The sequence below is a fragment of the Pedobacter sp. AW31-3R genome, from assembly GCF_052180285.1.
Classification (GTDB): Bacteria; Bacteroidota; Bacteroidia; order Sphingobacteriales; family Sphingobacteriaceae; genus Pedobacter.
In genome coordinates, this window is sequence record NZ_CP197475.1 from 1,052,540 (window position 1) to 1,079,461 (window position 26,922).

The 26,922-nt window shown below is 42.8% G+C and carries 19 protein-coding genes; 11 read left to right on the top strand and 8 right to left on the bottom strand.

Features of this window, described 5'->3' with window-relative positions; all coding sequences use genetic code 11:
• Positions 1–9: 9 nt before the first annotated feature.
• On the bottom strand, positions 10–1,305 hold the full coding sequence (locus ACSBL2_RS04425; protein ID WP_442590457.1) for an exo-beta-N-acetylmuramidase NamZ family protein: 1,296 nt from the start codon (positions 1,303–1,305) through the stop codon (positions 10–12).
• Positions 1,306–1,562: 257 nt separating this feature from the next.
• Here ACSBL2_RS04425 and ACSBL2_RS04430 point away from each other — a divergent pair, with 257 nt between their 5' ends.
• Positions 1,563–2,783 (top strand): ABC transporter permease, encoded by a 1,221-nt coding sequence (locus ACSBL2_RS04430; RefSeq protein ID WP_442590458.1) that lies wholly within the window; start codon positions 1,563–1,565, stop codon positions 2,781–2,783.
• Between the two features lie 101 nt (positions 2,784–2,884).
• Here the strand turns inward: ACSBL2_RS04430 and ACSBL2_RS04435 are convergent, their stop codons facing one another.
• Positions 2,885–5,293 (bottom strand): alpha/beta hydrolase family protein, encoded by a 2,409-nt coding sequence (locus ACSBL2_RS04435; RefSeq protein ID WP_442590459.1) that lies wholly within the window; start codon positions 5,291–5,293, stop codon positions 2,885–2,887.
• 209 nt (positions 5,294–5,502) lie between these two features.
• Here ACSBL2_RS04435 and ACSBL2_RS04440 point away from each other — a divergent pair, with 209 nt between their 5' ends.
• On the top strand, positions 5,503–6,807 hold the full coding sequence (locus tag ACSBL2_RS04440; protein WP_442590460.1) for a DEAD/DEAH box helicase: 1,305 nt from the start codon (positions 5,503–5,505) through the stop codon (positions 6,805–6,807).
• Between the two features lie 238 nt (positions 6,808–7,045).
• On the opposite strand, the gene mazG is transcribed toward ACSBL2_RS04440, so the two are convergent.
• From mazG to mnmD, 4 genes are all read right to left on the bottom strand, one after another.
• Positions 7,046–7,852: a nucleoside triphosphate pyrophosphohydrolase gene (mazG, locus tag ACSBL2_RS04445; protein WP_442590461.1), complete on the bottom strand. Its 807-nt coding sequence runs from the start codon at positions 7,850–7,852 to the stop codon at positions 7,046–7,048.
• A gap of 166 nt (positions 7,853–8,018) precedes the next feature.
• Positions 8,019–9,131 carry an AI-2E family transporter gene (locus ACSBL2_RS04450; RefSeq protein ID WP_442590462.1) on the bottom strand — a complete coding sequence of 371 codons (1,113 nt, stop codon included), beginning with the start codon at positions 9,129–9,131 and terminating at the stop codon, positions 8,019–8,021.
• A gap of 95 nt (positions 9,132–9,226) precedes the next feature.
• The gene (locus tag ACSBL2_RS04455) at positions 9,227–10,177 is read right to left on the bottom strand and encodes an aldo/keto reductase (protein WP_442592222.1); all 951 of its coding nucleotides are present in this window, start codon (positions 10,175–10,177) and stop codon (positions 9,227–9,229) included.
• Between the two features lie 207 nt (positions 10,178–10,384).
• Positions 10,385–11,053, bottom strand: a complete 669-nt coding sequence (gene mnmD / locus ACSBL2_RS04460) for a tRNA (5-methylaminomethyl-2-thiouridine)(34)-methyltransferase MnmD (RefSeq protein ID WP_442590463.1) — start codon at positions 11,051–11,053, stop codon at positions 10,385–10,387.
• 48 nt (positions 11,054–11,101) lie between these two features.
• On the opposite strand from mnmD, the gene ACSBL2_RS04465 reads away from it, so the two are divergent.
• On the top strand, positions 11,102–11,449 hold the full coding sequence (locus tag ACSBL2_RS04465) for an MmcQ/YjbR family DNA-binding protein (protein ID WP_442590464.1): 348 nt from the start codon (positions 11,102–11,104) through the stop codon (positions 11,447–11,449).
• 147 nt (positions 11,450–11,596) lie between these two features.
• Complete coding sequence (locus ACSBL2_RS04470; RefSeq protein WP_442590465.1) at positions 11,597–12,310, top strand: OmpW/AlkL family protein; 714 nt, start codon at positions 11,597–11,599, stop codon at positions 12,308–12,310.
• 70 nt (positions 12,311–12,380) lie between these two features.
• On the opposite strand, the gene ACSBL2_RS04475 is transcribed toward ACSBL2_RS04470, so the two are convergent.
• Complete coding sequence (locus ACSBL2_RS04475) at positions 12,381–12,539, bottom strand: hypothetical protein (protein WP_442590466.1); 159 nt, start codon at positions 12,537–12,539, stop codon at positions 12,381–12,383.
• Positions 12,540–12,890: 351 nt separating this feature from the next.
• On the opposite strand from ACSBL2_RS04475, the gene ACSBL2_RS04480 reads away from it, so the two are divergent.
• The 4 genes from ACSBL2_RS04480 (at position 12,891) to ACSBL2_RS04495 (ending at position 18,912) form a co-directional block, all read left to right on the top strand.
• Complete coding sequence (locus ACSBL2_RS04480) at positions 12,891–13,736, top strand: metallophosphoesterase family protein (RefSeq protein WP_442590467.1); 846 nt, start codon at positions 12,891–12,893, stop codon at positions 13,734–13,736.
• Positions 13,737–13,954: 218 nt separating this feature from the next.
• Complete coding sequence (locus ACSBL2_RS04485) at positions 13,955–14,536, top strand: RNA polymerase sigma factor (protein WP_442590468.1); 582 nt, start codon at positions 13,955–13,957, stop codon at positions 14,534–14,536.
• A 46-nt stretch (positions 14,537–14,582) separates the two neighbouring features.
• The gene (locus ACSBL2_RS04490; RefSeq protein ID WP_442590469.1) at positions 14,583–15,608 is read left to right on the top strand and encodes a FecR family protein; all 1,026 of its coding nucleotides are present in this window, start codon (positions 14,583–14,585) and stop codon (positions 15,606–15,608) included.
• Between the two features lie 88 nt (positions 15,609–15,696).
• Positions 15,697–18,912, top strand: coding sequence for a TonB-dependent receptor (locus tag ACSBL2_RS04495; protein ID WP_442590470.1), 3,216 nt, complete (start codon positions 15,697–15,699; stop codon positions 18,910–18,912).
• Positions 18,913–19,004: 92 nt separating this feature from the next.
• Here ACSBL2_RS04495 and ACSBL2_RS04500 read toward each other — a convergent pair whose 3' ends face one another.
• Complete coding sequence (locus ACSBL2_RS04500; protein ID WP_442592223.1) at positions 19,005–21,044, bottom strand: M13 family metallopeptidase; 2,040 nt, start codon at positions 21,042–21,044, stop codon at positions 19,005–19,007.
• 431 nt (positions 21,045–21,475) lie between these two features.
• Here ACSBL2_RS04500 and ACSBL2_RS04505 point away from each other — a divergent pair, with 431 nt between their 5' ends.
• From ACSBL2_RS04505 to ACSBL2_RS04515, 3 genes are read left to right on the top strand one after another with little or no spacing between them, the layout of a single operon-like run.
• Positions 21,476–23,629 (top strand): DPP IV N-terminal domain-containing protein, encoded by a 2,154-nt coding sequence (locus ACSBL2_RS04505; RefSeq protein WP_442590471.1) that lies wholly within the window; start codon positions 21,476–21,478, stop codon positions 23,627–23,629.
• 4 nt (positions 23,630–23,633) lie between these two features.
• Positions 23,634–24,179: a GNAT family N-acetyltransferase gene (locus tag ACSBL2_RS04510; protein WP_442590472.1), complete on the top strand. Its 546-nt coding sequence runs from the start codon at positions 23,634–23,636 to the stop codon at positions 24,177–24,179.
• A gap of 56 nt (positions 24,180–24,235) precedes the next feature.
• Positions 24,236–26,914 (top strand): valine--tRNA ligase, encoded by a 2,679-nt coding sequence (locus ACSBL2_RS04515; protein ID WP_442590473.1) that lies wholly within the window; start codon positions 24,236–24,238, stop codon positions 26,912–26,914.
• Positions 26,915–26,922 lie beyond the last annotated feature (8 nt).

Here is a 26,922-nt window from a genome sequence, read left to right on the forward strand (position 1 = left end):
GGTTTAATGTTAAGGATACAGCAAGTACTTCTCGCGTATCTTTTTATACTGACTCAATCCAGGTTCCCAGCTTGCCCTGATTTCTTTTTCGGTCTTTCCAGCAATAATCTGCTCTTTGAGACTATAAACACCTGCAAGCTTATCAAAATTTCCCATCTGCCTGCTCAGTTTAAAATTAAAGAAATCGGCTTTTGCCGGATATGCCTTGTACAATTCCATCAGCCATTTAAGATTTAACGTTTTATCTTTCCTAATGTTTGAAATATCGTAATTCCTGAGGTCTACACCATAACAGGCCTGGTTCATATGTAAAGGTGACTCCGACATTCCTTTGATACTCTTCGGACTAAAGGAGAAGCTGTATTTTCCTTTTAATGCTGGAGCTCCCAATACGGTAAAAGGAAATTGTGTTCCGCGTCCCTGACTGATGTAGGTTCCTTCAAAAAGGCAGAGTGTGGGATAAAGTAAAATGGATTGCTGGGTATTTAAATTCGGTGAAGGTTTTACCGGCAATTCGTAAGGCATATCATGGGTATAATGGTCTACCTTCACAATATCGATTTTACATTTCAACTTATTTTTCAGCCATCCTTCACCATTCAGCATTTGTGCATATTCCCCAATGGTTAGCCCATGTACAATAGGGATAGGATTAATTCCCAGTCCGGATACCAGTCTTGGATCCAGCACAGGGCCATCAATGTAAAAGCCATTGGGATTCGGGCGGTCCAGGATCAGTAACTCCCTGTTGTTTTGTGCACAGGATTCCATGACATGCTGCAGGGTATTGATATAGGTATAAAAACGTACCCCTACATCCTGAATATCAAAAACCATCAGGTCAATATCCGATAAATCGGCAGCAGTAGGGGCTTCATGTTTACCATAAAGGGAAATCACCTTGATCCCGGTTGCCTGGTCTACTTCATCACTAACCGCTGCGCCATTACTGGCATTGCCTCTGAAACCATGCTCCGGGCCGAATATTTTTACAATGTTTACCCCGTGCTTCAACAGGGTATCTACCAGTGTTGCCTGTCCGATGACCGAGGTTGGGTTGACCACCATGCCAATGCGTTTTCCGGCAAGTTTAGGCAGGTATTTTTCGGTTTGCGCCGCACCGGTAAGGATCTCTTCCGATTCTTGTTTTTGAAGGGGTTCACTAGGCTGACTATTTTCAATCGGTAAAGGAGACTCCTGTGGAACTTTAGGTTTTTCCTGTATGACAGGCTTACCGGAGGCACAGGCCTGAAATGTACTTAGTGCAACGAGTATAGGAAATATGGTGTTCAGGGATAGTTTCATAGTAATTTATTCATCAGGATATAAACTATTGGTTAGCATTGCATATCAAAGAATAGTCCAAACGAAAATTAAAAAGTTAAATGATATAAATTAATTACGCATAGCATGTGTGATCAGGGATAAAACTACTGAATATTTTGCTGCATGCCTGTTTTTTTATTCTGTTAAAAAGGATTCCTGCGGTGTGGATTAGCGTTATTCGATTAATATTTGCATTTTTACCCCAAACAATTAGACATGGGATACAGGTCTCTGATATGAATACAGAATATTTTATTGCCAGGCGTATAGCCATCAAATCTGAACGTACTTTCTCCAAACTGATTGTCCGCATTGCCATTTCTGGTGTGATGTTGAGCCTTGCGGTAATGTTGCTGTCTGTCGCCATTATCAAGGGATTTAAGACCGAAATTCAGGAAAAAGTAAGGGGGTATGTCGGGGATGTACGGATTTTTAAGCTTGATCTCAATCATTCTTTTGAGCTTACGCCATTTGTTCCTTCCAAAGAAACCCTTTCCGCCCTTAAAAATAATAAAGACGTTGATTATTTTCAGTCCTATGCGACAAAGCCAGGCATTATATCCGCAAATGATGAAGTCGAGGGCATTAACTTTAAAGGGATAACGAAAAACTTCAACTGGAGCTATATCAGTAAACACCTGGTTTCCGGCAGGGTGATTAATTTTGCAGACAGTGCCGGTGCCATGAAAGAGATCATGATCTCTTCTTATACGGCGAACCGTTTAAAACTGAAGACGGGAGACAAGTTTATCATGTATTTTGTACAGGATCCTCCCCGTAAGCGGCCTTTTAACATTGTTGGAATCTATGATATCGGGGTGGAAGAGATTGATAAGAGCTTTGTCCTGGGGGATATCAATATCATCAGGAGATTAAATAACTGGAAAGCCGATGAAATAGGGGGGATAGAAGTGAGACTGAAAAGCTTTTCCCGTTTAGATGTGGCGGCTGAACAGATCTATTCCAATCTGGAGATGAAACTCAGGTCGGAATCTGTCCGGGAGTATTTTCCTAATATTTTTACCTGGCTTTCCTTACTGGATGTCAATAATAAAGTCCTGCTGATCTTAATGATGATTGTAGGGGTGATCAACATGATCACTGCATTGCTGATTATGATTCTGGAACGCACCAATATGATCGGGATGCTGAAGGCTTTTGGCATGACAAACTTCGGGGTCATGAAAATATTCCTTTACAATGCTATTTACCTCGTAGGACTGGGATTACTCCTGGGGAATATTCTCGGATTGGGACTTGGGCTGTTGCAACAGTATACGCATGTCTTTAAACTCAATCAGTCCAACTATTATCTTGCCTATGTACCCATTGAAATACATTTATCAGATGTGGTTTTGCTGAATGTAGCGACCCTGTTAATTTGTGTAATGGTATTGGTGATCCCGTCGATGCTGGTCAGCAGAATTTCTCCGTTAAAAGCGATCAGGTTTAAATAACTTACTTAGCTCAAGAAACAACGAATAACAAAAGTATAAAAACATAAAAGCCCGGCAGTGATTCCTTACTGCCGGGCTTTTAATTAATGGGGTTACGATCTCTATTTTGCTTTCTTTACATAGGTATCTAACCAGTTGTTCATTTCCCAAAGCATATGAAGGAGGTTTTCCTTACCTCTGTAGCTATGGGCCTCATAGGGCAGGAATACGAATCTGGTTGTTCCGCCAAATCCTTTGATCGCTGCAAATAACCTTTCACTATTCATCGGGAAGGTACCCTGATTATCATCTGAATCACCATGTATCAATAAAATAGGGGTTTTAATTTTATTGGCATAACTAAATGGACTCATCTCATAATACAGTTCCGGTGCATCCCAATACGTACGGTCTTCATTCTGGAAACCGAATGGAGTAAGGGTTCTGTTATAGGCACCGCTACGGGCAATACCAGCTTTAAACAGGTTGGTATGCGCCAGTAGGTTTGCTGTCATGAAGGCGCCATAACTGTGTCCGCCCACAGCCATCCTGTTTTTATCACCCACACCAAGTCCGGATAGTTTATTGATAGCGGCTTCGGCATTCATTTGCAGTTGTGACACATAGGTATCATTTGGCTTTTTACCATCTTTCGCCACAATTGGCATTTCAGCATTGTCAAGCACTGCAAATCCCTGCGTTACCCAGTAAATAGGGGATGCCCAACTGATGGTGGTAAAGCGGTCTTTGGAACCTCTGATCTGTGCAGCATCAGCGGCAGAGTTAAACTCACGCGGATAAGCCCAGATCAGGGTAGGCAGCGGTCCGTCCTTTGCCTTATCGTAACCTTTTGGTAAATACAGGTCGCCCGTCAGGTCTACCCCATCGGCCCGTTTATAGGAAATTTTCTCTTTGCTGATTCCTGCAAGCTGAGGGTATGGGTTGCTGAAACTGGTTACAGGGAGGTCAGCAACTCTTAAAATCAAGTTCTTGATATAGTAATTGGGAACTTCTTTCTGCGATTCTTTTCTGGTCAGCAGGACAAGTTTATTCACATCCAGCACATCGGCAACATATTCGTAGCTACCTTCAGCACTGCGCCAGATGATTTCACTTTTCTTTGTCTGCAAATCAAATTTTGCCAGAAAAGGAAGATCACCTTTAGGTGATGACCCGGTTATATTATTCAATACGATTTTCTTTCCATTGTCTATGGTCTGCACCACATAACGGCCAAACTTGTTCTTTGCCAGGACAGGGTCGCCGGGATTATTGTAGGCATCGGTCTGGTTTAAATCAAACAGCGTCTCCAGTTTACCTGTAGTGGGATTGTAGCGGCTTGTTTTGATCCTTTGTTTACTGCGTAAGCCTTCTTCTACCAAGGCTAAAGTTGCATTGCCCCAGTTCGTGCCGCGGTAACGGGTTTCTGTTTTAAAAAGCTCCCTGGCGGTTCCCGAGAAAGGCGCACTCAGGGCATAAACAGCATCATGGAAGGCTACCTTTTTCTTAATCAGTCCGCTGTCCAGCGGCTGTGCCCAGGTAATGGTTGCAGGTTCATCATCCCGCCAGTCATATCCGCGTGGCAGGTTCTGGGTATTGTCATATCCGGAAGGTGTGCCTTCGGCAGAAGGAAGTTTGATCAATACTTTTACTGGTTTTCCAGCCATATCGGTTACACTTACTGTAGAAGGAAAACCACGTGAAGGCACCAGGTAGGAGAAGGGCTTATCGATAGTCCTCGTCAGCATAAATCGTTTATCCGGTGAAACGCTCACGCTGGAATAAATGGCGGGCTGACCTATTAAAGTTGTTTTGCCTTGTTTATACAGGCTGAGCTGTGAAGTAGCAAAGAATTCAAACAGCTGCTCATCGTACGGGGATTTAATTAAATCCTGGTAGGTGGGGCTGGGAGAAGCTTTTCCCAGGTTCTGTTGTACCGTTGGTCCTTTTGGCATAAGTGGTTTTACGGGGAGTTCAGTAGCAGGTTGAACAGCAATCCTGTACAATAAGGTTTCACTGTCCACCCAGTTGATTCCACTGCCCAGTACCACATTCAGCGGTTGTGTGTTAATTTTTATAGCTTTAAGTGTAGCGATATCGATGATATACAGGTCTACTCCCTTTGCTGTGGTCTGCGTAAAAGCAATTTTGGTTTCTCCGGGATTCCAGGAGATATTGCCAGCAAATAATGGGGAAGGTATTCCTGTGATCGCTGCGGTTTTACCGGTCTTTATATTTTTCAGGGTGAAATTGTTAATGAAGATCTGCCTGCTTGGAGAAAAATTCTCCGGGTTAATGCGCAGACCGGCGATCCTGAATTCTGGTCGTGCCAGTTCTTCTACCGAAGGGTAAGAATTGCGGTCACTGAGTAACATCCATTCTGCTTTACCGTCGATGTTTACTGTAGGGGTTGGCCGGGCCAGTAACAGGTCGGCCATTTCCTGTGGTGGTTGCTGATAATTTACGGCATCCTGTGCAAGAGCACCAAGAGAAGTACTGATTAAAAATAAACCGAGTAGAGTTTTCTTCATTTGAATGGGGGTGGTTTAAGAAATTGAAAATAGGTAGTTAATTAAAAAAACAGCGGGTGTTTTTCTAAGCGATAAACCTACAAATTCCATGACTGAATACAGATTCTGTTGTATCAAAATCTTGATACAATAGATAGATATGATATAAATAACTGATGTTGCGCTTATTTCCGTAAATTTGCGCCAATATCAATTTTAATAAAAATACTGTGTCATTAGAGAAATTAAAACTAAGTAAATTCCTGGTAACGTCCATGACTGATGCCGGATACTTAACCCCCAAAGAGATTCAGGCGAAAACAATGTCCCGGATCCTTGGCGGACAAGATGTAATTGCGGTGGGACCTGAAGGGTCGGGCAAAACAACCACTTATATTCTTGGTGTTTTAATGCGTTTAAAATATACCAAAGATGAGGCACCTAAGGTACTGATTTTGGTGGCTGATGCAGAACGTGCTATTGCCGTCATTGATCAGTTTGTGTCCTTAAGTAAAAACCGCGATTTGAATATTGTGGGATTATATGGTACAGGGGGACTTGAAGCAGAGATTAATGAATTGGTACTGGGGATCGATATTGTTGTCGCCACACCAACACGTGCAAGGGCGGTTTACCTGAAGCTGGGATTGAACCTGAGCAAACTGCAGACTTTCATTGTAGATGATGCAGAACTGATCATTAAGCAGGGAATGCAGTTGCCTGTTTGTGAGCTGGCGAGAAGTGCAGGCAAATGCCAGCATTTGGTCTTTACTGAAGTGATCCATGAAAAGATGACCAAGATGACCGACCAGTTTATGAATTATCCGACTGTACTGGAGGTTGAAGACTTCGGGGATACGCAAGCCGAGACTGTAGACCAGGTGTTATACCTTGTTCCGAATTATAAAACCAAGATCAATCTTCTGCACAATTTATTGCGTGACGATGAAGTATTTGATAAGGTGGTTGTTTTTGTGAATACCCGTTTGGCGGCCCAGAAATTAACAAAAAGCATCGCTTCTGAACGTGTTGCTGAATATTCGATGCTGAAGCCCCTTCATTTTGATGAGGATGGGTTTGATGATTTTGAAGATTTTAAGCAACATCCTGAAGCCAGGGTATTGGTAGTTGCCAATGAAGGTACAGATGCGCTCGACTTATCGGGTATTTCTTTTATTTTCCACTTTGAACTCCCTGAGGAGAAAGAGACATTTTTAAGCCGTATCGTTAAAAACAAGGAAAATACAGCGGAAATGGTGGCTATTACCTTCTCTACTGATATGGAACTGGTACAGGTTAAAAAGATTGAACAGGCGATAGGCCAGAAGCTTGAAATCGCCGATCTTCCTGAAGAAATCCTGGTGGAGAAAACTTCCAAGCCCAAGGGACTGGATAAAAACCGTATAGTGAAGGTTAAAAATGATGAGCCTTCAGGCGGTGGCGCATTCCATGATAAAAAAGAAAGCAATACGAAGAATTACAACTATGGGATTGGCCAGAAAGCCAAGATGACAATGAAGAAGAAACATTCATAGTGTTTCTTCTTCATTGATGTTTAATGTTGTTTAACATATGTTTGTTGTTTTTTTTAGTTGAAAAATAACAGGCCTGTTTAATTGAAGGCCAGTGCTGTTCCCTGGCATAAACCCTTTTGCCCGCACGCAAAAAAAAAAAGCGGTGAAGTAAAAATTTATGTTTTACTTCACCGCTTTCAGCTATTCCTCCTTAAGGAGATATTTTTTATCTCAAATTTTGTGGAGACCTTTTCAACTTTTATAACTTCTTGGCCTCATTCCAGTACACATCCATTTCGGCCAGTGTCATATCCTGTAGCAGTTTACCATTTTCTTTTGCTTTCTCCTCTAAATACTGGAAACGTTTGATAAACTTCTTATTTGTCTTTTCCAGTGCATTCTCTGGATTGATATTGATGAAACGTGCATAATTGATCAAAGAGAACAATACATCACCAAATTCTGCTTCGGCTTTTTCTATATCAATTGCTGCATTATCCACCACATTGTACTCGTTTTTAAATTCGGCCAGTTCTTCTTCTACTTTTTCCCAGACCTGGCTTTTGTTCTCCCAGTCAAAACCGATACCCCTTGCCTTCTCCTGAATCCGGCTTGCTTTAACCAGCGCAGGTAGGGAAGCGGGAACACCACCTAAAACAGATTTATTGCCCTCTTTTAGTTTAATCTGCTCCCAGTTGCGTTTTACATCCTGTTCATCCTGAACTTCCACATCCCCGTAAATATGCGGGTGACGGTTGATCAGTTTATCACATACACTGTTTAAGACGTCAACAATCGTAAAGTCATTGGTTTCTGACGCAATCCGTGCATAAAATACGAGGTGCATCATGACATCCCCCAGTTCCTTTTTTACCTCATCCAGATCCCCTTCAAGTATGGCATCTGAAAGTTCATACGTTTCTTCAATGGTGAGGTGACGTAAGGTTTCCATGGTTTGTTTTTTATCCCATGGACATTGGGTTCTCAGTGTATCCAGAACAGTAAGTAATCTTAAGAATGCTGATGAAGGATCTGCTGCGGTAATTGGTGGAATATTATTGGGCATATTGCGGTTTATTTTTATCGATGTATGTACGCTGTTCATCAAAGGTCTTCTTTTCCTTGAGTTTTCAGGTTAAATCTGTTGAAATAAATTCTTTTGAAGCCTGTCCGCTGCCTTTTAAGCTGCAAACGGGTTCGGTGTATGAGCGTGATTGTTGTCCGGCGCAGGGTTATTCCGCTTCCTGAAACTTGATCTTCTTGGTCAGATGGAATACCTTTCTTTTTTTCTTCGGATGTTCCTGTTCACCCAGCAGCAGTCCCCATGGCTTGAGTTCATCCACGCGATCGAATATGATTTTCAGGATGGCCAGGTAGGGGATGCATAGGAACATGCCGGAAATTCCCCAGATCATTTCTCCCACAACAATTCCAATAAATGCAAAGAGGGCATTGATTTTTACTTTTGAACCTACTACAAGAGGCATGAGCACATTTCCGTCGATGGCATGAACGCCAACAAATGCAATGATCACAAAGAGTACTTTTGTGGCTCCTGCTGTTGCAAAAGTGATGAGGATGCTGATCAGCAGGGAACTAAAGATACCTATATAGGGAATAAGGTTGAAAATTCCGGTGATCAGGCCCAGCAGTACGGCATATTTTACGCCCATTACTGATAATACAATAATCATCATCACTGTAACGATAAACATCTGCAGAAACAGACCGAGGATATATTTCTTGATAATGTACTGGATCTGATCCACAATATCTCCTACTTTTTGTTGGTGTTCTTCCTTGAACACGGCTTTTAGGAAAGTAAACAGGATATGTCTGTAGTTCAGTATGAAAAAGGTAAAAAGCAAAATGAATGACAGGAAAAGCAGGGTAGAAGATAAGGTCATCAAGGTTGCTCCCACCACAGTAGCACTGGTCGCCAGGGCACTGGTGGCACTGTTTTTCAAATAATCAATCTGTTTATGGGCATTCACATGGAAATTGGTGGAGATATAACGCTGCAAATCCTCAAAGGAATGGATAGCCTGCTGTTTCAATAATGGCCAGTCCTGCCACAAATCACTGAGCTGATTGGCTAGAAAAACCATGATGCTTGAAATGACGGCAATCATGATCACCACCGAAATAATGGACGACAGCGCCCTTTTAAATTTCCATTTTCTTTCCAGAAAATTAGCCATTGGTAATAACAGCAATGCCAGCAAAATAGAAGCCAATAGGGGGGCGAGGATGGTCTGACCCAGGATCGCAATGTAGACAAGGCAGATGATGGACAATAACACCATAGCAAGCTTGGTGTAAAAAGGGAGAGAGATGTTTTTCATGGATTACCTTATGGTCATTTAAAGCGTTAAATTTATTTAAATACAAATGCCCTGCCAAATAATTTGACAAGGCATTTGTTATTCAACGATTTGATCTACCAGGCACTTGCTTCATCCAGTATTGCAATATCTTCTGTGTTTAATCTCAGTGATGCCGCTTTTACCAGGTCTTCCAATTGGGTCAGACTGGTCACACTTGCAATAGGGGCAGTTACTGAAGGACGTGCAATTAACCAAGCCAGGACAACGCTCGCAGGACTTGCGTTGTACTGTTCCGCTACATTGTCTAAAGCTTTAAGGATGGCAAGACCCCTGTCGTTCAGGTAATCTTTCATGCCTCCGCCGCGCTGACTTTTACTGAAGTCTGCCTCAGAGCGATATTTGCCGGTCAGGAAGCCGCTGGCAAGCGAGTAGTAATTGATCACACCCAGCTGGTTATCCAGGCAAATTTTTTCATATTGTTTTTCGAAGTCTTCACGTTTGTAAAGGTTATATTCCGGCTGGAAGGTCTGGTATTTCGGCAGACTTAAGCGCTGACTTGTTTCCAGAGATTCTTTCAGTCGTTCCGCACTAAAGTTGGATGCACCGATCCAGCGTACTTTTCCAGCCCTGATCAATTCGTCATACGCTTCCAGTGTTTCCTGAACGGGAGTCTCCAGGTCGTCGAAATGAGACTGATACAGATCGATATAGTCTGTTTTTAAACGGCTTAAAGAAGCATCTACTGCTTCCAGGATATATTTTTTGGATAGACCTTTTTTACCATTGCCCATGTCGCTGCCAACTTTGGTGGCGAGAATGATCTGATCGCGGTTATTGCGTGATTTCATCCAGTTTCCGATGATGATTTCTGATTCACCACCATGATTACCTTCTTTCCAGCGTGAATATACATCCGCCGTATCTATAAAGTTAAAGCCTGCAGCGATAAAACTGTCCAGTATTTCGAAAGATTTCGCTTCATCAATTGTCCATCCAAATACATTGCCACCAAAAGTAACCGGGGAAACGAATAAGTCTGTGTTGCCTAATTTTCTTTTTTCTATTGTACTCATATACTGCTTGTAAATTGTAAGGAATTCCCGTATGAATGCAATTGATACATTCTATTTACTATCAGGAACAACAAATCTAAGATCCTGTTTGACAGTTTAAGTCTTTGTTTTGTCAATTATCGGTAGTGGAGAAATAGCTATAAAATGGATAGGCTGGATGTAGCGGAGTTTATACGCATCCCATACTTCAAACTTTCACTATAACCTGACCGCACGCAACATCTCTCTTTTGCCGGGGGCGCCAGGGAGTTTCTCAATCTTTAGTCCAAAGCTTTTCAATGCACGCTTCAATTTGCCGGTGATGGCATAGGTGACAAATATTCCACCGGGTTTAAGAAAAGAACACACATGGCCGATGATTTCGTCAGACCACATTTCCGGCTGGTGCTGAACGGAAAAGGCATCAAAGTAAATCAGGTGATAGGTTTGTCCTGTGTTAAAAGTTTCAAGTGTAGTATGAGCAATGTCAAGCTTCACCTGAGGAGTCAGCTGCACTTCATTGACCAGGCTTTCTGCATACTGTTCAATGAATTTATTCCAGATATCTGCACTTACATACTGACCGTAATTTGTGCTTTTCAGTTCTTCAGTCCCAAGAGGATAAGCTTCAATCCCTGTATATGCCATGGGGACTGAATTTTCTTCGGCATAGGCTGTGCTGAGCAGGAAGTTTAATCCGGTTCCGAAGCCTACTTCCAGGAGCTGTAGCGGTTGGTCTGGGAAAACTTCCCGGGCATGCCTGAGTCCAGCGTTGATAAATACATGTTTGCTTTCCTGTAAGGCACCATGTTTGGAATGGTAATGTTCACCTATGGTTTCATTGTATAAAGTATTCGAGCCATCGGCAGTCTGCGTAATCACGTTCATTTCTCAAATTTATCGTATTTGTTTAAATTAGCTTAAATTTATTTGGATATGGATATTGAAATGTTCCGCGATTATTGCCTTTCCCTGCCGGGGACTACTGAAGACCTGAAATGGGGAGATAACCTTTGTTTCCTTGTGGAGGAAAAGATTTATGTGATGGCCTCACTGGATTCAGGCAGCCTGGTCTTCAAATGTGACCCGGAAGAATTTGAGGAATTGACGGCCCGGGACGGGGTGAAACAAGCTGGTCATATGGCCAAAGGTCAATGGGTGGCGCTGATGGATTTTGATGTGCTTCCTGTGAAGGAACTTCAAAAGAGAATTGCCGGTTCCAGGTCATTAGTCCTAAAAAAACTGCCGAAAAAAATTCAGGAGAAATATACAGCTGCTGAATAACGGTAAAATAAGGCTGAAATGTAACCTCTGTTACATTTGATGGATTTTAGGGTTTTTGTGTATTATGGATCATTTATTTTTGTGATTTCTCTCATTATTTTAACCTGTGCTTCCTTTTAGTTTTGCTTTAAATTAAAAAAAAGCCAAATGAAAAGATTAATTTTAGTGTCAACAATGATGTTTGTTGGGTTTACTGTCTTCGGTCAGTCGGTTGAAAGCAGCAAGGAAACAAAAAATGATGCAGGTCATGAATGGAGAGTGAGGTTGCGTGGCGTAGGTGTTGTTCCTCAGGAGAGTGCAAAAATAGGCGTGATCGGCGGGGATGCAGAAATTTCCAATACCCTGATTCCTGAACTCGATTTCACGTATTTTTTTAATAAACATTTTGCGGCTGAACTGATCCTGGGTACCACAAGACATTCCGTAAATACGGCTTCTTCTGATCTTTCAGCCATTGGTGCTTCGAGTTCTGCCAATGTAGACCTGGGCAAAGTATGGTTGTTGCCACCAACACTGACTTTTCAATACCACTATCCTGTTGGAAAGTTTAATCCGTATATCGGCGCCGGATTGAACTATACGATCTTTTACAGTGTAGACGAAGGCCCGACAGTAAAAGATGTAACATATGAAAACAAGTTTGCATTTGCCGCCCAGGCCGGATTTGATATTGATATCAGCGACCGTTTTTTTGTAAACGTGGATGTGAAGAAACTCTTCCTCTCTACCGATGTCACTGTTGATGCTTCGAATTTAACCCCCGCCAATAGTCCGTCACTGGCACCGGTTTTAAGTAATATTCAGGCAGACGTAAAAATCAACCCGTGGCTGCTGGGGATAGGTATCGGATGTAAATTTTAAATAAAATACGCACATAGAAAGACCTCTTCAAATGCTGAAGGGGCTTTTCTCCGCTTAACCGGATATTGGATTACCGTTTTTCACTGTCGTGTTTTTCCGGTTTAATCTCCGTATCAATCATTTCCTTTTCGAATTTCTTTTTGTCTTTTTGATTTCTTCTGATGAGATAGATAATCAGCAGGATAACTGCCAGCAAGACCAGACCTGCAATTTCATAATTGATGTCCATAGGATTTGCATTTAGCTGTAGAGGAAGGAGTCGAACCCTCGGCGTGCCGCCAACCAGCGCTCTACCAGATTAATTAACTACTTAACCTGATACAAATATAATTCAGTTCATCAGGTTTTCTTTCGCCAATCTATTCCTTAACAAAAGAATAATACTTTTTGTTCACACCATTTTTACTCATCTGCTTTTCCTTAGCGGGTTGATACTGTCGTACGGATGTTGATTTAATGTGACCTCAAAGAGCCCGATTGTAAACTTAACCTATTTTTAACCTGAAAAATTATAGATTCTATAGGTTTAAGCTTAGTATTGGAATCTTTTTACCATATCCCGAAAAATAAGATCACTGATATGTCTAACCGTAGATTTTTTATCAAAAGCAGCCTTGCAGGTTTGGTTCTTGCAGGAATTTCCCCGGCAGTATCCGCACTGAGTCCTGCAGAACAGGATGCATTGCCTGAACCGGGCAAAAAGCTGAAACTCCGCTTTGCAATTGCATCCGACGGCCATTATGGCCAGCCGGGAACGGAGTATAAAAAAGACCATGCCAATATGGTCGGCTGGTTGAATGATGCACACGGCATTAGTCCCCTGGATTTTGTTATTATCAACGGAGACCTGGTACATGACCGCCCCGATTTGTTACCTGAAGTAAAAAAGGATTATTATGATCATTTAAAGGTTCCTTTTTATGCCATACCGGGAAACCATGACCATACCGATACGGCAACATGGAAGTCTATTTTCGGGTATGAGGATAATTTTTCTATGGAAAAGAATGGGGTAGGGTTTGTACTTGCCAATACCTCTAATACTACCGGTAAATATCTCGCTCCCAATAATGAGTTCATTAAAATGGAACTCGATAAATTTACGGCATTAAAAACCGTTTTTGTGGTTTTACACATTCCACCACACCTGTGGGTTCCGGAAAATCCATTTGTAGATTCGCCGGAAACTGTCAAACTGTTGCATGCCTATCCGAATGTGAAAGCTGTGTTTCATGGGCATGACCATAGCCTGGATGCCGTGTTTTACACCAATAAACTGCCACACTTCTTTGATTCCCATATTGGGGGCAGCTGGGGAACAAGTTATCGCGGATACAGGATTGTCGAAGTGGATGAAAATGATAAGGTAACTACCTACCAGGTCAATGCGAGTAAAAGTCCGATGCTGAATTCCACAGTCTTGTAAAGATTGATCTGAAAACTTATTCGGCGTCTGTGTTTTGGATAAGCGGTATAGCCTGGCTAAGCCGTAATGTTTGGGTAGATGATGGCCTCTAAAACAGGTTGGCGAGGAGGTGGCCTGCTGTACAGAACGGGCAGAATTATTATATAATAATTTGATAACATACAGGAAACACCCTTAAGGAACTATCGGGATAATTTTGGATCGAAATAAATTGATCCATGCAGTATTATAAAAATGATTCGGAGGCGGCGCAGGCATTGAAAGATGGGAACATGCGTGCATTGGAGTATTTTTATCATGCTTATCAGAAAACATTGCTGCTGTTCCTAAGGAGCTACTGCCGTGACGAAATGCTGGTGGAAGAGATGTCCCAGGAAGCTTTTATTCAGCTTTGGGAGAACAAACATAAGGTGAATCCGGAACAAAATGTTAAAAACCTGCTGTTCACCATCGCTAAAAATAAAGTGATTGACCAAACCCGTCAAATCCGCAACCAGGCAAGGATTATCAAATTACAACCTGTAGAAAATGCAGGCAACTTTACGCTGGATCAGGTGATCCTGGCCGATTATAACCGTTTGCTGTCCAATGCACTTTTACAGTTGCCTGCCCGTAGCAGGGAAGTGTATGCACTGAGCAGAACGACGCAGCTCAGTAATGTCGAGATATCCAACCAACTGAATATTTCCGTGAAGACTGTTGAAAAGAATATCACCAAGACGCTGCATTTCCTTCGCTCTTTCCTCAAAAACCAGCAGATCCTGCTCCTCTTTGTATTTTTTTATCAATATTTTTTTTAAATAGGTAGGGTTGCCCTACAGGTTATACGTATACCACGTATAACAAATGAAAGAACATCCTTTTACTCCGGAAAAAATAGCGCAGTTTTTTGAAGGTACCCTTCCTGAAACTGAACATACAGCAGTATTAAACTGGTTCTCTTCTCTTTCCGAAGAAGAACAGCTTGCCTTTATGGATCAGCACCTGGCTGCATTGGAAAAGCAGGAGGTTAGCTGGGTGGATGTTCAGAATAATGGATTCGGGCAGATTGAAGAACGTATACTCCAGATAAGAGAATCAAATAGACATAAGGGATACTGGTTCCTCAGGATTGCTGCAGTCAGCCTGCCTTTCCTGCTGGGATATTTTCTCCTGCAACAACCGGATACCGCAACGAAAGAATCCGGCGGCATTGAGCTTTCTGCTACCATAAAAACGATCCGGGTCAGTAATCCCTCGCATACGGTCAAAAATATTTCCTTACCGGATTCCAGTACGGTTATCCTCTATCCAGGGGCGGAAATGAGTTATACTGCGGGGCTTCAGGGGGAAAAAAGGGCATTACAATTATCGGGTAAAGCCTTTTTTAACGTGAAACATGAGGAACACCGTCCTTTTACCGTCCAAACGGGTGCAATCACTACAGTTGTACTGGGGACTTCCTTCTGGATAGACGCAGAAAAGGGAGCCGGAAAAATCAGTGTAAAAGTGAAAACCGGAAAAGTGGGGGTGATACATGGCAAACAGGCAACTGTATTTCTATTGCCCACAGAAATGGCCGCATTCAATACCACTAGTGGGGTACTCGCAAAGGTTAATCCACCTGCAGTTAAAAAACGTGTAACCACTACAATTGAAGACATTCCTGCAGCCCTGGTATTTAATGAAACCCCTTTAAGACAGGTAGTGAGGGCGCTGTCCGAAAACTTTAAGGTCAATATCACCACACAGGACTCGCTGCATAACGATAGGCCAGTTAGCCTGAGTACAAAGGGAAAAACAATGGAGGCCATCTTACAGGAAATTAAATCACAAATCCATATCGATTATGAAATAAAAGACAACCGTATTACCATCAAAAATCAGGAATAAAAAGAAACCATGAGTGGGTCGAGCACTCATGGAATCAGACATCATTAAAAACTGGTCTTAATGACCGCCATTATTAAAAATCTAAAATATGAAAAAAAAGTCTACATCCTCAAAATGTATCTTTCAATCCATCGTTGTCTTGCTGATTTTCAGCACGATGCTATTCAGTCAATTTTCTTCCCATGCCCAGGGCACTACCTCTTCAGGTATCCGGGGCTATGTTTTCAATAACATGAACCAGCCGCTTTCAGGAACAAGTGTAACTGCAGTCTATAAACCTTCCAACAGCCGCTTTGTGGTGACCGTAAATGAAAAAGGTGCCTTTAACTTACAGAATTTACCTGTCGGCGGGCCTTATACCATTGAAATCACCCATATTGGGAACAGGAAATACACGGAAGAAAATGTAACCCTGCCATTGGGACAGGTGTATACCATGAAAGTATATATGGATTCCGAAGACCAACAGTTAAATGCAGTAGAGGTGAAAGGTGCAAAAACAGGATCTTCAAGAAATCTGTTAAAGACCGGAGCTTCAAAAAATATCAGCCGCGCAGATATAGACCGCTATCCTTCTATTAACCGTTCATTAGCTGATTATACCAGGTTTACCCCGCAGTCTTCAGGTTTATCTTTCGGGGGAAGGAATAACAGGTTCAACAATATCCAGATAGACGGATCGCAGAACAATGATATTATGGGTTATGGAGTAGGCGGAGGGACAACTACAGGCGCTCCGGGTGGTCAGGCCGGCACACAGCCAATCAGTCTGGATGCGATTGACGAGATTCAGGTGGTACTAGCTCCATTTGATGTGAAGCAAGGCAGTTTTACCGGAGCAGGAATTAATGCGGTTACCCGTCGTGGTAACAATACCACCACAGGTTCTATCTACACTTTTGGCAAGAATGAATCATTGGTAGGGAAAAGTCCCGATGAAAAACGGGCCAAATACAATGAGTTTACAGATGTCCAGTATGGTTTCAGATTGGGAGGACCAATTATAAAGGATAAACTGTTTTACTTTGTGAATGCAGAGATCAGCCGCAGAAAGGAACCTTTATTGTACAAAGCAAAAGGAAGCCAGGGAAGCACCCTTGAATCTAATATCGAGGCTGCAGTGGCACAGGATTTATCAGATTACCTGAAAAATAACTTTAATTATGATCCAGGGAATTTTGATGACATCAATAAAGAAACGAACAGTGAAAAGTTTTTTGTCCGCTTCGATTACCTGATCAATGCCAAAAACCGTTTAACAGTGAGGCATAATTATGTGCATGGAAAACGTGATGACATCAGCAATGGTATCAATGCCCTGAGGTTTGAAAATAATAAATATATACAAACCAGTACCACCAATATTACTGTAGCAGAGCTGAACACCTATTTTTCCAATAATGTAGTGAATAACCTGATCATTGGATATTCAAACGTACGTGATAACCGTGAAATTCCAGGCAGCCCATTCCCTCAGGTAACAGTTCAGTTGGGTGCGTCTGCGACCATCACAGCCGGAACAGAAGGGTATTCCCCTTCGGCGCGACAAACGCAGAACCTGTTCCAGCTGACAGATAACCTGGACGTGATTGCTGACAATCACCACTTTACTTTCGGGACACAGAATGAGTTTTTCAAGTTCGACAACCAGTTTATCCAGAATATCTGGGGGAACTATACCTTCAATAGCCTGGAAGCATTCAAAACGAATCAGGCACCTACGCTATATCAGCTGACGTATTCAAAGGTTCCGGGTGTAGCCATCCCTACGTCGATCTTCCGTGCAATGCAACTTGGATTTTATGCTCAGGATGAGTTTACCGCAACAGAAGGACTGAAAATTACAGGTGGCCTGAGAGTGGATATTCCGGTATTCCTTGATAAGCCACTGGCGAATGAACAGTTTGCCGCTTCATTCCAATCGCAGGGGCTGGCTACAGATACGAAACCAAAATCGCAGTTCCTGTTTTCACCACGTTTAGGCTTTAACTGGGATGTGATGAAAAATGGCGCTACAATCATCAGGGGTGGAACAGGTATTTTTACTGGCCGTCTGCCTTATGTATGGTTAGGAAATGCGTATAACAATTCAGGTGTAGACCTGGGTAGGATCAATGCTACCGGAACAGCAACAGCAGCTATCCGTTTTGATGGTGATGTAAACAATCAGCCACGTACGGCAAATGTGGCTACTTCGGAGATCGATCTTACCGATAAGAACTTTAAAATGCCTCAGGTATGGCGTTCCAATCTGGCAATTGACCAGAAGCTGATCTGGGGATTCGTAGGAACACTGGAAGCGATTTATGGAAAGGAACTGAATGCACCCTATATCCAGGATTTAAATCTGGTTGAGCCAACAGCTAAGCTGGCAGATGGGCGCGACTTGTACCCTGCCGGGAATGCAAGACTGAAATACCCGGAATATACAAACGTATTTTTACTGAGGAATACCAATAAAGGATACCAGTACAGTTTAACGGCACAGTTACAGCGCAATGTGGCACAGGGCGTGTCGGGTTCAATTGCCTATACCTATGCGCAATCGAAGGATATTTCCAGTATGAACTCTACGATTGCCTCTACAAACTTCAGGAACAATACCATTGCAAATAATCCAAATATGCCTTTGTCTACTTATTCTGACTGGAATCTGGATCACAGGATTATTGGTACCGTGTCTTACCGTTTTGAATACCTTAAAAATTATGCGACGACTATTGGCTTGGTTTATAACGGACAGTCGGGCCTGCCGTATACCTACCGTCTGAATTCAGATATCAATAATGACGGACAGGCACAGAATGATGCGATGTATATTCCAAGGTCGGAAGCAGATATCGTGCTGATCCCTACCAATGCGGCGGATACGCGTACCCCTGCACAGATTTACCAGCAGCTGAATGCTTTTATTGAACAGGATCCTTACCTGAGTAAACACCGCGGAGAGTTTGCAGAACGTAACGCCGCCAGAACACCATGGTCACATGTTTTTGATATGCACCTGGCACAGGATTTCTTCATCAATACCGGTAAAAAGAGACACAATCTCCAAATTACTTTTGATGTATTTAATGTGGGGAACCTGCTGAATAAAAACTGGGGATTAATTAAGCTGCCTTCGATTACCACAGCTCAGTTACCTGCGACATTAAGTGGTTCCATCCTGACTTACAGGAATACCACCACAGTCAATGGGGTTTCCCGTGCAGCTTACAGCTATACGCCACTGAGCAGCTCATTTGTCAATGCACCATTCGACTCCAGATGGAGAGGACAGATTGGTGCCAGATATAGCTTCTAAATTATTACGGAAGCAGAGATTATCCAAAATAGAAGCGCCCCGGTCATTTATTACGATGACCGGGGCGCTTCTATTTTAATACACTCTTTAAATTACCACAACCGGATCCGGTCTTCTGGTTTTTTATATAATTTATCTCCGGGTTTCACCTCAAAGGCTTCATACCAGGCGTCCATGTTTACCGGTGCACCGATAGTCCTGTACGGGCCTGGAGAGTGGGGATCTGTTTTAATCAGCTGAGCCGCACTTTCAGGTAAGATATTACCTCTCCATACCTGTGCCCAGGAAAGGAAGAAGCGCTGGTCAGGACTGAATCCATCAATCTTTTCATTAGACTGACCTTGTTTGGTGAGCTTGAAAGCGGTATATGCTGCATTTAATCCACCCAGGTCACCAATGTTTTCGCCCATAGTGAGCTTTCCATTTACATGAAGGGTATCCAATACCGTATAGGCATCAAATTGTTCCCCCAGCGCTTTGGTTTTCTCTTCAAACTTGGTACGGTCTTCTGCAGTCCACCAGTTTTTAAGATTTCCTTCCTGATCGTATTGGCTGCCACTGTCATCAAATCCATGCGACATTTCATGACCAATTACAGCACCTATACCGCCGTAGTTGATGGCGTCATCGGCATCTGGTGCAAAAAATGGAAATTGCAGAATACCTGCCGGAAATACGATTTCATTCATCGTAGGGCTATAATAAGCATTTACTGTCGGAGGTGTCATTCCGAAACGGTTACGGTCAACCGGTTTACCCAGCTGACTGATCATTTCTGTATACCCCCAGATGCCTGCATTTCTGATATTCTGGAAATAGGTGCTGCGGGTAATGTTCAGGCCTTCATAAGTTTTCCATTTTTCAGGGTAACCGATTTTGGGAACAAAGGCATTCAGCTTGGCTAAGGCTTTTTCCTTAGTGACCGCACTCATCCATTCCAGGTTTTTAATCCGGATCTCGAACGCCTTACGCAGGTTGCTGATCAATTCGGTCATGCGGGCCTTCGCTTCAGGCTTAAAATATTTAGCGACATACAGTTGTCCCAGCAATTCTCCGATAGTTCCATCGGTTAACTGCGACATGCGCTGCCACCTCGGCGTTTGTATACGCTGACCTGTTTGCGCCTGAGTAAATGCGAAATTGGCGTTGACGAAAGGAGTACTCAGGTTTGGTGCGGCATTTTTAAGTACATTCCATTGCAGGTAGGTTTTCCAGTCGGCCACAGAAACATCCGACAGCATTGTATTTAAGCTCAGGAAGAATTTTGGAGAATTGACCATCACCGTATCCTGACCTTTTACCTGCAGTTTTTCCAGTGTGTTTACCCAATTGATGTTCGACGTTGTTTCGTTGAAATCAGCAATGGTAAACTTGTTATAGGTTTTATAAGGATCACGCATCTCCAGTCTTGACAGCTGTGCTTCAGCTAATGCCTTCTCTATCTTCCAGATGGTTTCAGCCTTTTGTTTAGCTTCCTCAGCCTTTGTACCGGTCAGGGTGAACAGTGTGCTGATGTAGTGGAAATAGGCGTCACGGATCTTCAGTGACCTGCTGTCGTCTTTTAAGTAATAATCGCGGTCGGGCAGGGTGGTCCCACCCTGACTCAGTTGAGGAAGGTACTTATTTACATTTTTTCTGTCCTGTGCTACACCGAATCCGTACATCGGACTTCCGATTCCTGAAGTGCGCATGAATACAACTTCATCGAGGATGCCCTGTAGGTTCTTAATTTTCCCAATCCTGGAAAGATCAGCTTTGATAGGGGAGAATCCCAGTTTGTCAATCGTGGTGCTGTCCATCGCAGCAGTATAGAAATCACCAACCCTTCTTTTAACCGATCCTGCAGGTGCAGATTGGTCTCCGGCAGCTTCTTCTACAAGGCCTTTGACTGCGATGATATTGAAATCCCTTAATTCGTTAAAACTTCCCCAACGGGTTTCCTTGGCTGGAACAGGGTTCTTTTTGATCCAGTTTCCACTGGCATAGTTGTAGAAATCATCTCCAGGTTTTACCGTGAGATCCATGTTGGCAGGATCAATAAATTTTTCTGGTGCCTGTTGCGCAAAGGAGGAATAGCCTGCCGCTACAATCCCTAAAGCAGCAAATGAGCTTTTAAGACGGTTGATAGTCATCATTATTCAGTTAATAGTTTTTATGAAGGCATTATTGTCCTGATAGAACACCAATACCATCGTGTGTAATATGTCGTAGGAAACGAACACTAGGCGGAACCAGAAATTAAGAATAGGCAGATCCCGTTCATTTAAAAACGACACGGGCTGAAATTAAGCAATACCAGTAAACATTAAGACTGTCTAATGAAAATATTACTTATTGAACCAATCATAAATTTTTGCTAATCCTAACTTTCTAAGGATCAGTCCGGGAATCAGAAATGCTTTAATAGATTTCATGGCTGAATAATTATATACTATTAACATATTTTAACATATATTATTGTGAACGTGTCGATAATTATGTTATAACTGGTCACTTGGCTTAAAATGGAGGGATTGGGCAATAGTCATAATTACTATATTTGGCGGATAAATTTAAAATGATAATGAAGAAAATATTGGTGCTTATCCTTTTCTTATCGCCTTTTTTCCCTGGCGTTGCACAACAGAAACAGTTAACTGTACAGGATGCCATGCTCAAGGCAAGGGCCAGCCTGGCACCACAGAGTTTACCACTCCTGCAATTTATGTATGGTACGGAAGATTATGTATACCTGAAAAGAGAGGCAAATGGGGCATCCTGGTACACAGGAAATACAGGCCTGAAAGAGGAAAAGGTTTTGCTGACCCTGGAAGGACTGAATGAAAGTTTAAAAAAGGCCGGTAAAGATGTTTTACCGCAGATGCCTTTTGTGGAGTTCAATAAAGGGAAAAACTGGATTATCTATATCAACGGTGCCGCTGTAGCCTATGACCCTGCAAAAAATACCTTCATCCCTGAACTGGCAGCCTCCTTGCTGGACAAGGATAAACTGGAGAAAGGAAATGCGGGTTTTGCGGCATACCTGCAGGATTTTAACCTGTTTGTGAGCGATGGAACTAGTGCTAAACAGGTGACTACCGATGGGAATAAGGATATTGTTTATGCTTCTTCCGTACACAGGGATGAATTTGGTATTTCCAAAGGTACCTTCTGGAGCAATAATGGACAGCAACTGGCTTTCTATAGAATGGATCAGGGGATGGTGACAGATTATCCCATTATCGACTGGACAAGCTACCCGGCGAAGAATGTCAATATAAAGTATCCGATGGCAGGTGGTAAAAGTCACCAGGTGACTGTTGGGGTGTATCATACGGCTACACAAAAGGTGGTTTACCTGAAGACCGGTGAACCGGCAGAGCAGTACCTGACCAATATTACCTGGAGTCCTGATGATCGATTTATCTATCTGGCCATTGTTAACCGTGGACAAAACCACATGAAGTTAAATGTGTATGACGCAGCTTCTGGTAATCTGGTGAAAACCTTATTTGAGGAGAAAGATGATAAATATGTGGAACCCCTGGTACCGGTATTGTTCCTGAAAAATGATCCTGCTAAGTTTATCTGGCAAAGTAACCGTGATGGATGGAACCATTTGTACCTCTATGATACGAAGGGTAAATTGCTGAAACAACTGACCAAAGGAAACTGGGAAGTGCTGGAGGTGATGGATTTTGATGCAAAAGGCGAGCATCTTTTTTATGTGTCTACCGAAGAATCCCCTGTTAACAGGAATGTGTACAGCTTAAATATCAACACAGGAAAATCTGTGCGACTGACAAAAGGAGCAGGTGTTCACCGGGTGCAGATCAGTACCTCCGGACGTACCCTGATCGATAATTTCAGTACTACTGAAAATCCGGGAACGGTCAGTGTGTTTGAAACCGCAGGTTCCGGAAAGAAACAACTGCTGCAGTCGGCTAACCCTTTAAATGAATACGGAAAAGTAAATTCCGGTATTTTCACCTTAAAAAGCAAGAGCGGCGATTTGCTGTATTGTAACCTATATAAAGCTGAGGGACTGGACACCACAAAGAAACATCCTGTGATTGTGTACTGGTATGGGGGTTCCCATGCGCAACTGGTTTTAAATCAGTGGAATGGTGGGGCTGGCGACTATTGGTTCCGGTATATGGCACAACAGGGCTATATTGTATTTGTTATGGATACCCGAGGCAGTGATAACCGTGGAAAGGCATTTGAGCAGTCAATGTTCAGAAGGGCGGGAGATGTGCAAATGGAAGATATGGTGACCGGAACAGATTACCTGAAAGGTTTACCCTACGCAGATAGCAGCAGAATGGGATTATTTGGCTGGAGCTTTGGTGGATTCAATACTGTAGATTTTATGCTGAACCATCCTGATGTATTTAAGGCTGCTGTCGCGGGCGGACCCGTAACCAACTGGAAGTTTTACGAAGTGATGTATACCGAGCGTTATATGGATACCCCACAGGAAAATCCTGAAGGTTATGCGGCGACAGATTTAACGATGCAGATCCAGAAGCTTAAAGGTAAACTGCTGTTGATTCATGGATTACAGGATAATGTGGTAGTGCAGCAGCATTCTGTAGAATTGGTAAAGAAAGCAGTAGACCATGGAGTGCAGGTGGATTATATGATTTACCCGGGCCATGAGCACAATGTGACCGGAAAGGACAGGGCGCACCTGTACCAGAAAGTGACAGATTATTTTATGCAAAACCTGAAGTAGAGAAATGACTGAAGTAAAATTTTTCACAGAACGACTGAAATTAAGACTGGTCGAGATGGCAGATCTGGAAGCCGTCCATATCTTGCACCACCTGGCAGAAACTGACCAGTATAATACACTGGGGATTCCAAAAAACCTGGAGGAAACCAATGTGATTGTTGATGGCTGGATCAATGACCACCAGAAGAAAACGATTAAGAATTATACTTTTGCGATTGAACTGGAAAAGGGCGGGTTTATTGGGTTAATCGCACTCAAATTGTCTTCCTCGAAGTTCAAAAGTGCAGAGGTATGGTATAAGATCAATGTAGATTTCTGGAATAAAGGATATGCTACTGAAGCGATCCGGGCAATCATCAGGTTTGGCTTTGACCGTCTTAAATTACACCGGATCAATGCCGGATGTGCTGTTGAAAACCTGGCTTCTATCCGTGTACTTGAAAAAGCAGGAATGACACAGGAGGGCAGGAAGAGGCAGATTTTACCACTTAAAACCGGTTGGATGGATAGTTTTGAATATGCAATCCTTGACGAAGAGTGGAAAGCCTGATTCTTTTCCATTAAAAAGATTATTTTTGCAATTGAAACTGATACTTTAAAAATATAATGAGCATTTCCACTAAATATGATCCGGCAGCAACCGAAGACAAATGGTACAGCTACTGGCTTTCAAAAAACTTCTTTCATTCTGAACCTGATGAGCGCGAGCCTTATACCATTGTAATTCCTCCACCAAACGTTACTGGTGTATTGCACATGGGGCATATGCTTAACAATACCATTCAGGATGTACTGATCCGCCGTGCCCGTATGCAGGGGAAAAATGCCTGCTGGGTACCGGGAACAGACCATGCTTCTATCGCGACAGAAGCAAAAGTGGTCGCCATGCTGAAGGAAAGAGGAATTAGTAAGAAAGACCTGAGCAGGGAAGAGTTTCTTGCTTATGCCTGGGAATGGAAAGAGAAATACGGAGGCATCATTCTTGACCAGCTGAAAAAACTGGGGGCAAGCTGCGACTGGGAGCGTACACGTTTCACCATGGAGGAAGACCTTTCAGATTCAGTGATCGACAGCTTTATCCATTTATATAAAAAAGGAAGAATATACCGCGGAATCCGCATGGTGAACTGGGATCCGGCTGGTAAAACAGCGGTGTCTGATGAAGAAGTGATCCGTAAAGAGGTGAACCAGAAGTTATACTATATTAAGTATTCCATTGCTCCCGCGAATGCAGATGCTGCAGTGGAATACCTGACTATTGCGACCACACGACCTGAAACCATCATGGCGGATGCAGCGATTTGTATCAATCCTAATGATGAACGTTATACCCACCTGAAAGGTAAAACTGTTTTCGTTCCGCTGATTAACCGTGAGATCCCGGTGATTGAAGACGAATATGTAACGATGGATTTTGGTACAGGCTGCCTGAAAGTTACGCCTGCGCATGACCTGAACGATTATGAACTGGGGGTAAAACATAAGCTTCCTGTGATCGATATCCTGAATGATGATGGTACTTTAAATGAGCTTGCCGTTATTCTGGTAGGCGAAGACCGCTTTGCAGCCAGAAAGAAAATTGCCGTATTGCTCGATGAAGCAGGTCACCTGGAAAAAGTGGAAGATTATAAGTCGCAGGTAGGATTTTCTGAACGTACCGATGCTGCCATTGAGCCTAAACTTTCCATGCAGTGGTTCTGTAAAATGGATGAGATGGCAAAACCTGCCCTTGAAGACGTATTGAACGGAGAGGTGAAGCTGATCCCGGAGAAATTCGTGAACACCTACCGTCACTGGATGGAGAATGTGCGCGACTGGAATATCAGCAGACAACTGTGGTGGGGACAACAGATTCCGGCATGGTATGATGATAAAGGTAACTGGGTAGTTGCCAAAACGAAGGAAGAGGCTTTGGATGAATTTCTGAAGCTGAAAGATATTGATGGCAATTTCTCTGAAGAAGAAGCCCATGGCTTTAAACACCAGCTGGCACCATTCATTAAACAGGATGATGACGTGATGGATACCTGGTTTTCTTCCTGGTTATGGCCAATATCTGTATTTGACGGACTGAAAAATCCGGGAAATAAAGATATCAGTTATTATTACCCCACGAACGACCTGGTGACGGCTCCTGAGATCTTATTCTTCTGGGTAGCGCGGATGATTATGGCAGGACATGAGTTTACGGGTAAAAAACCATTTACCAATGTTTACCTGACTGGTATCGTACGTGATAAACTGGGCCGTAAAATGTCTAAGTCGCTGGGTAATTCACCTGATCCGATTGGCCTGATTGAAAAATATGGAGCGGATGGTGTTAGGGTAGGAATGTTATTGTGCTCTCCTGCAGGAAATGACCTGATGTTTGATGAAAGCTATTGTGAACAAGGCAGGAATTTTGCCAATAAAATATGGAATGCCTTCCGTCTGGTGAAAGGATGGAAAGTTGATGAAAGTCTGCCAAATCCAAATGAACAGGCTATTCTATGGTTCGAGAACCGTTTCAATGAGGCTTTTGCTGAAATTGAAGATAACTTTAAACAATACCGCCTGTCTGAATCTCTGATGACGACTTATAAGTTAGTGTGGGATGATTTCTGTGCCTGGTACCTGGAAATGGTAAAACCTGTTTATCAGCACCCAATTGATCCTGCTACCTTAAAAGCAACGATCGGTTTCTTTGAGAAAATATTGAGCCTTCTGCATCCATTTATGCCATTTTTGACAGAAGAGTTGTGGCATGATGAGTTGTTTGGCAAGAAAGGTGAACTGGATTGCATTATTGTTGCACCGTTCCCTGTTGCAGGCCATGCTGATGCAGCTTTACTGAAAGATGTGGAAGTGGTGAAAGGTATTGTTGCTGAAGTGCGTAATATCCGGAATACGAAGCAGATTTCCCCTAAGGAAGGATTGCCATTGGGCATTAAAGTGAATTCAGCTTTAGCGTATGATAAATGGCTGACTATTATCGGGAAACTGGCCAATATTACAGCGGTTGACTTTGTGAATGATAAGGTTGCGGGTGCGGCTTCATTTATGGTGGGGAATGATGAGTTCTTTATTCAGCTGAATGAGACTGTCGATGTAGAGGCAGAACGTGAACGCTTAAATGCAGACCTGGTGTATTTGCAAGGCTTCCTGAAGTCTGTTGATGCGAAGCTGGGTAATGAAAGGTTCGTGCAGAATGCGAAACCGGAGATTATTCAGAATGAACGTAACAAGAAATCAGATGCGGAAGGGAAGATTAAAATTATAGAGGAGTCCTTGCAAGCACTTTCCTAATTAGGAAC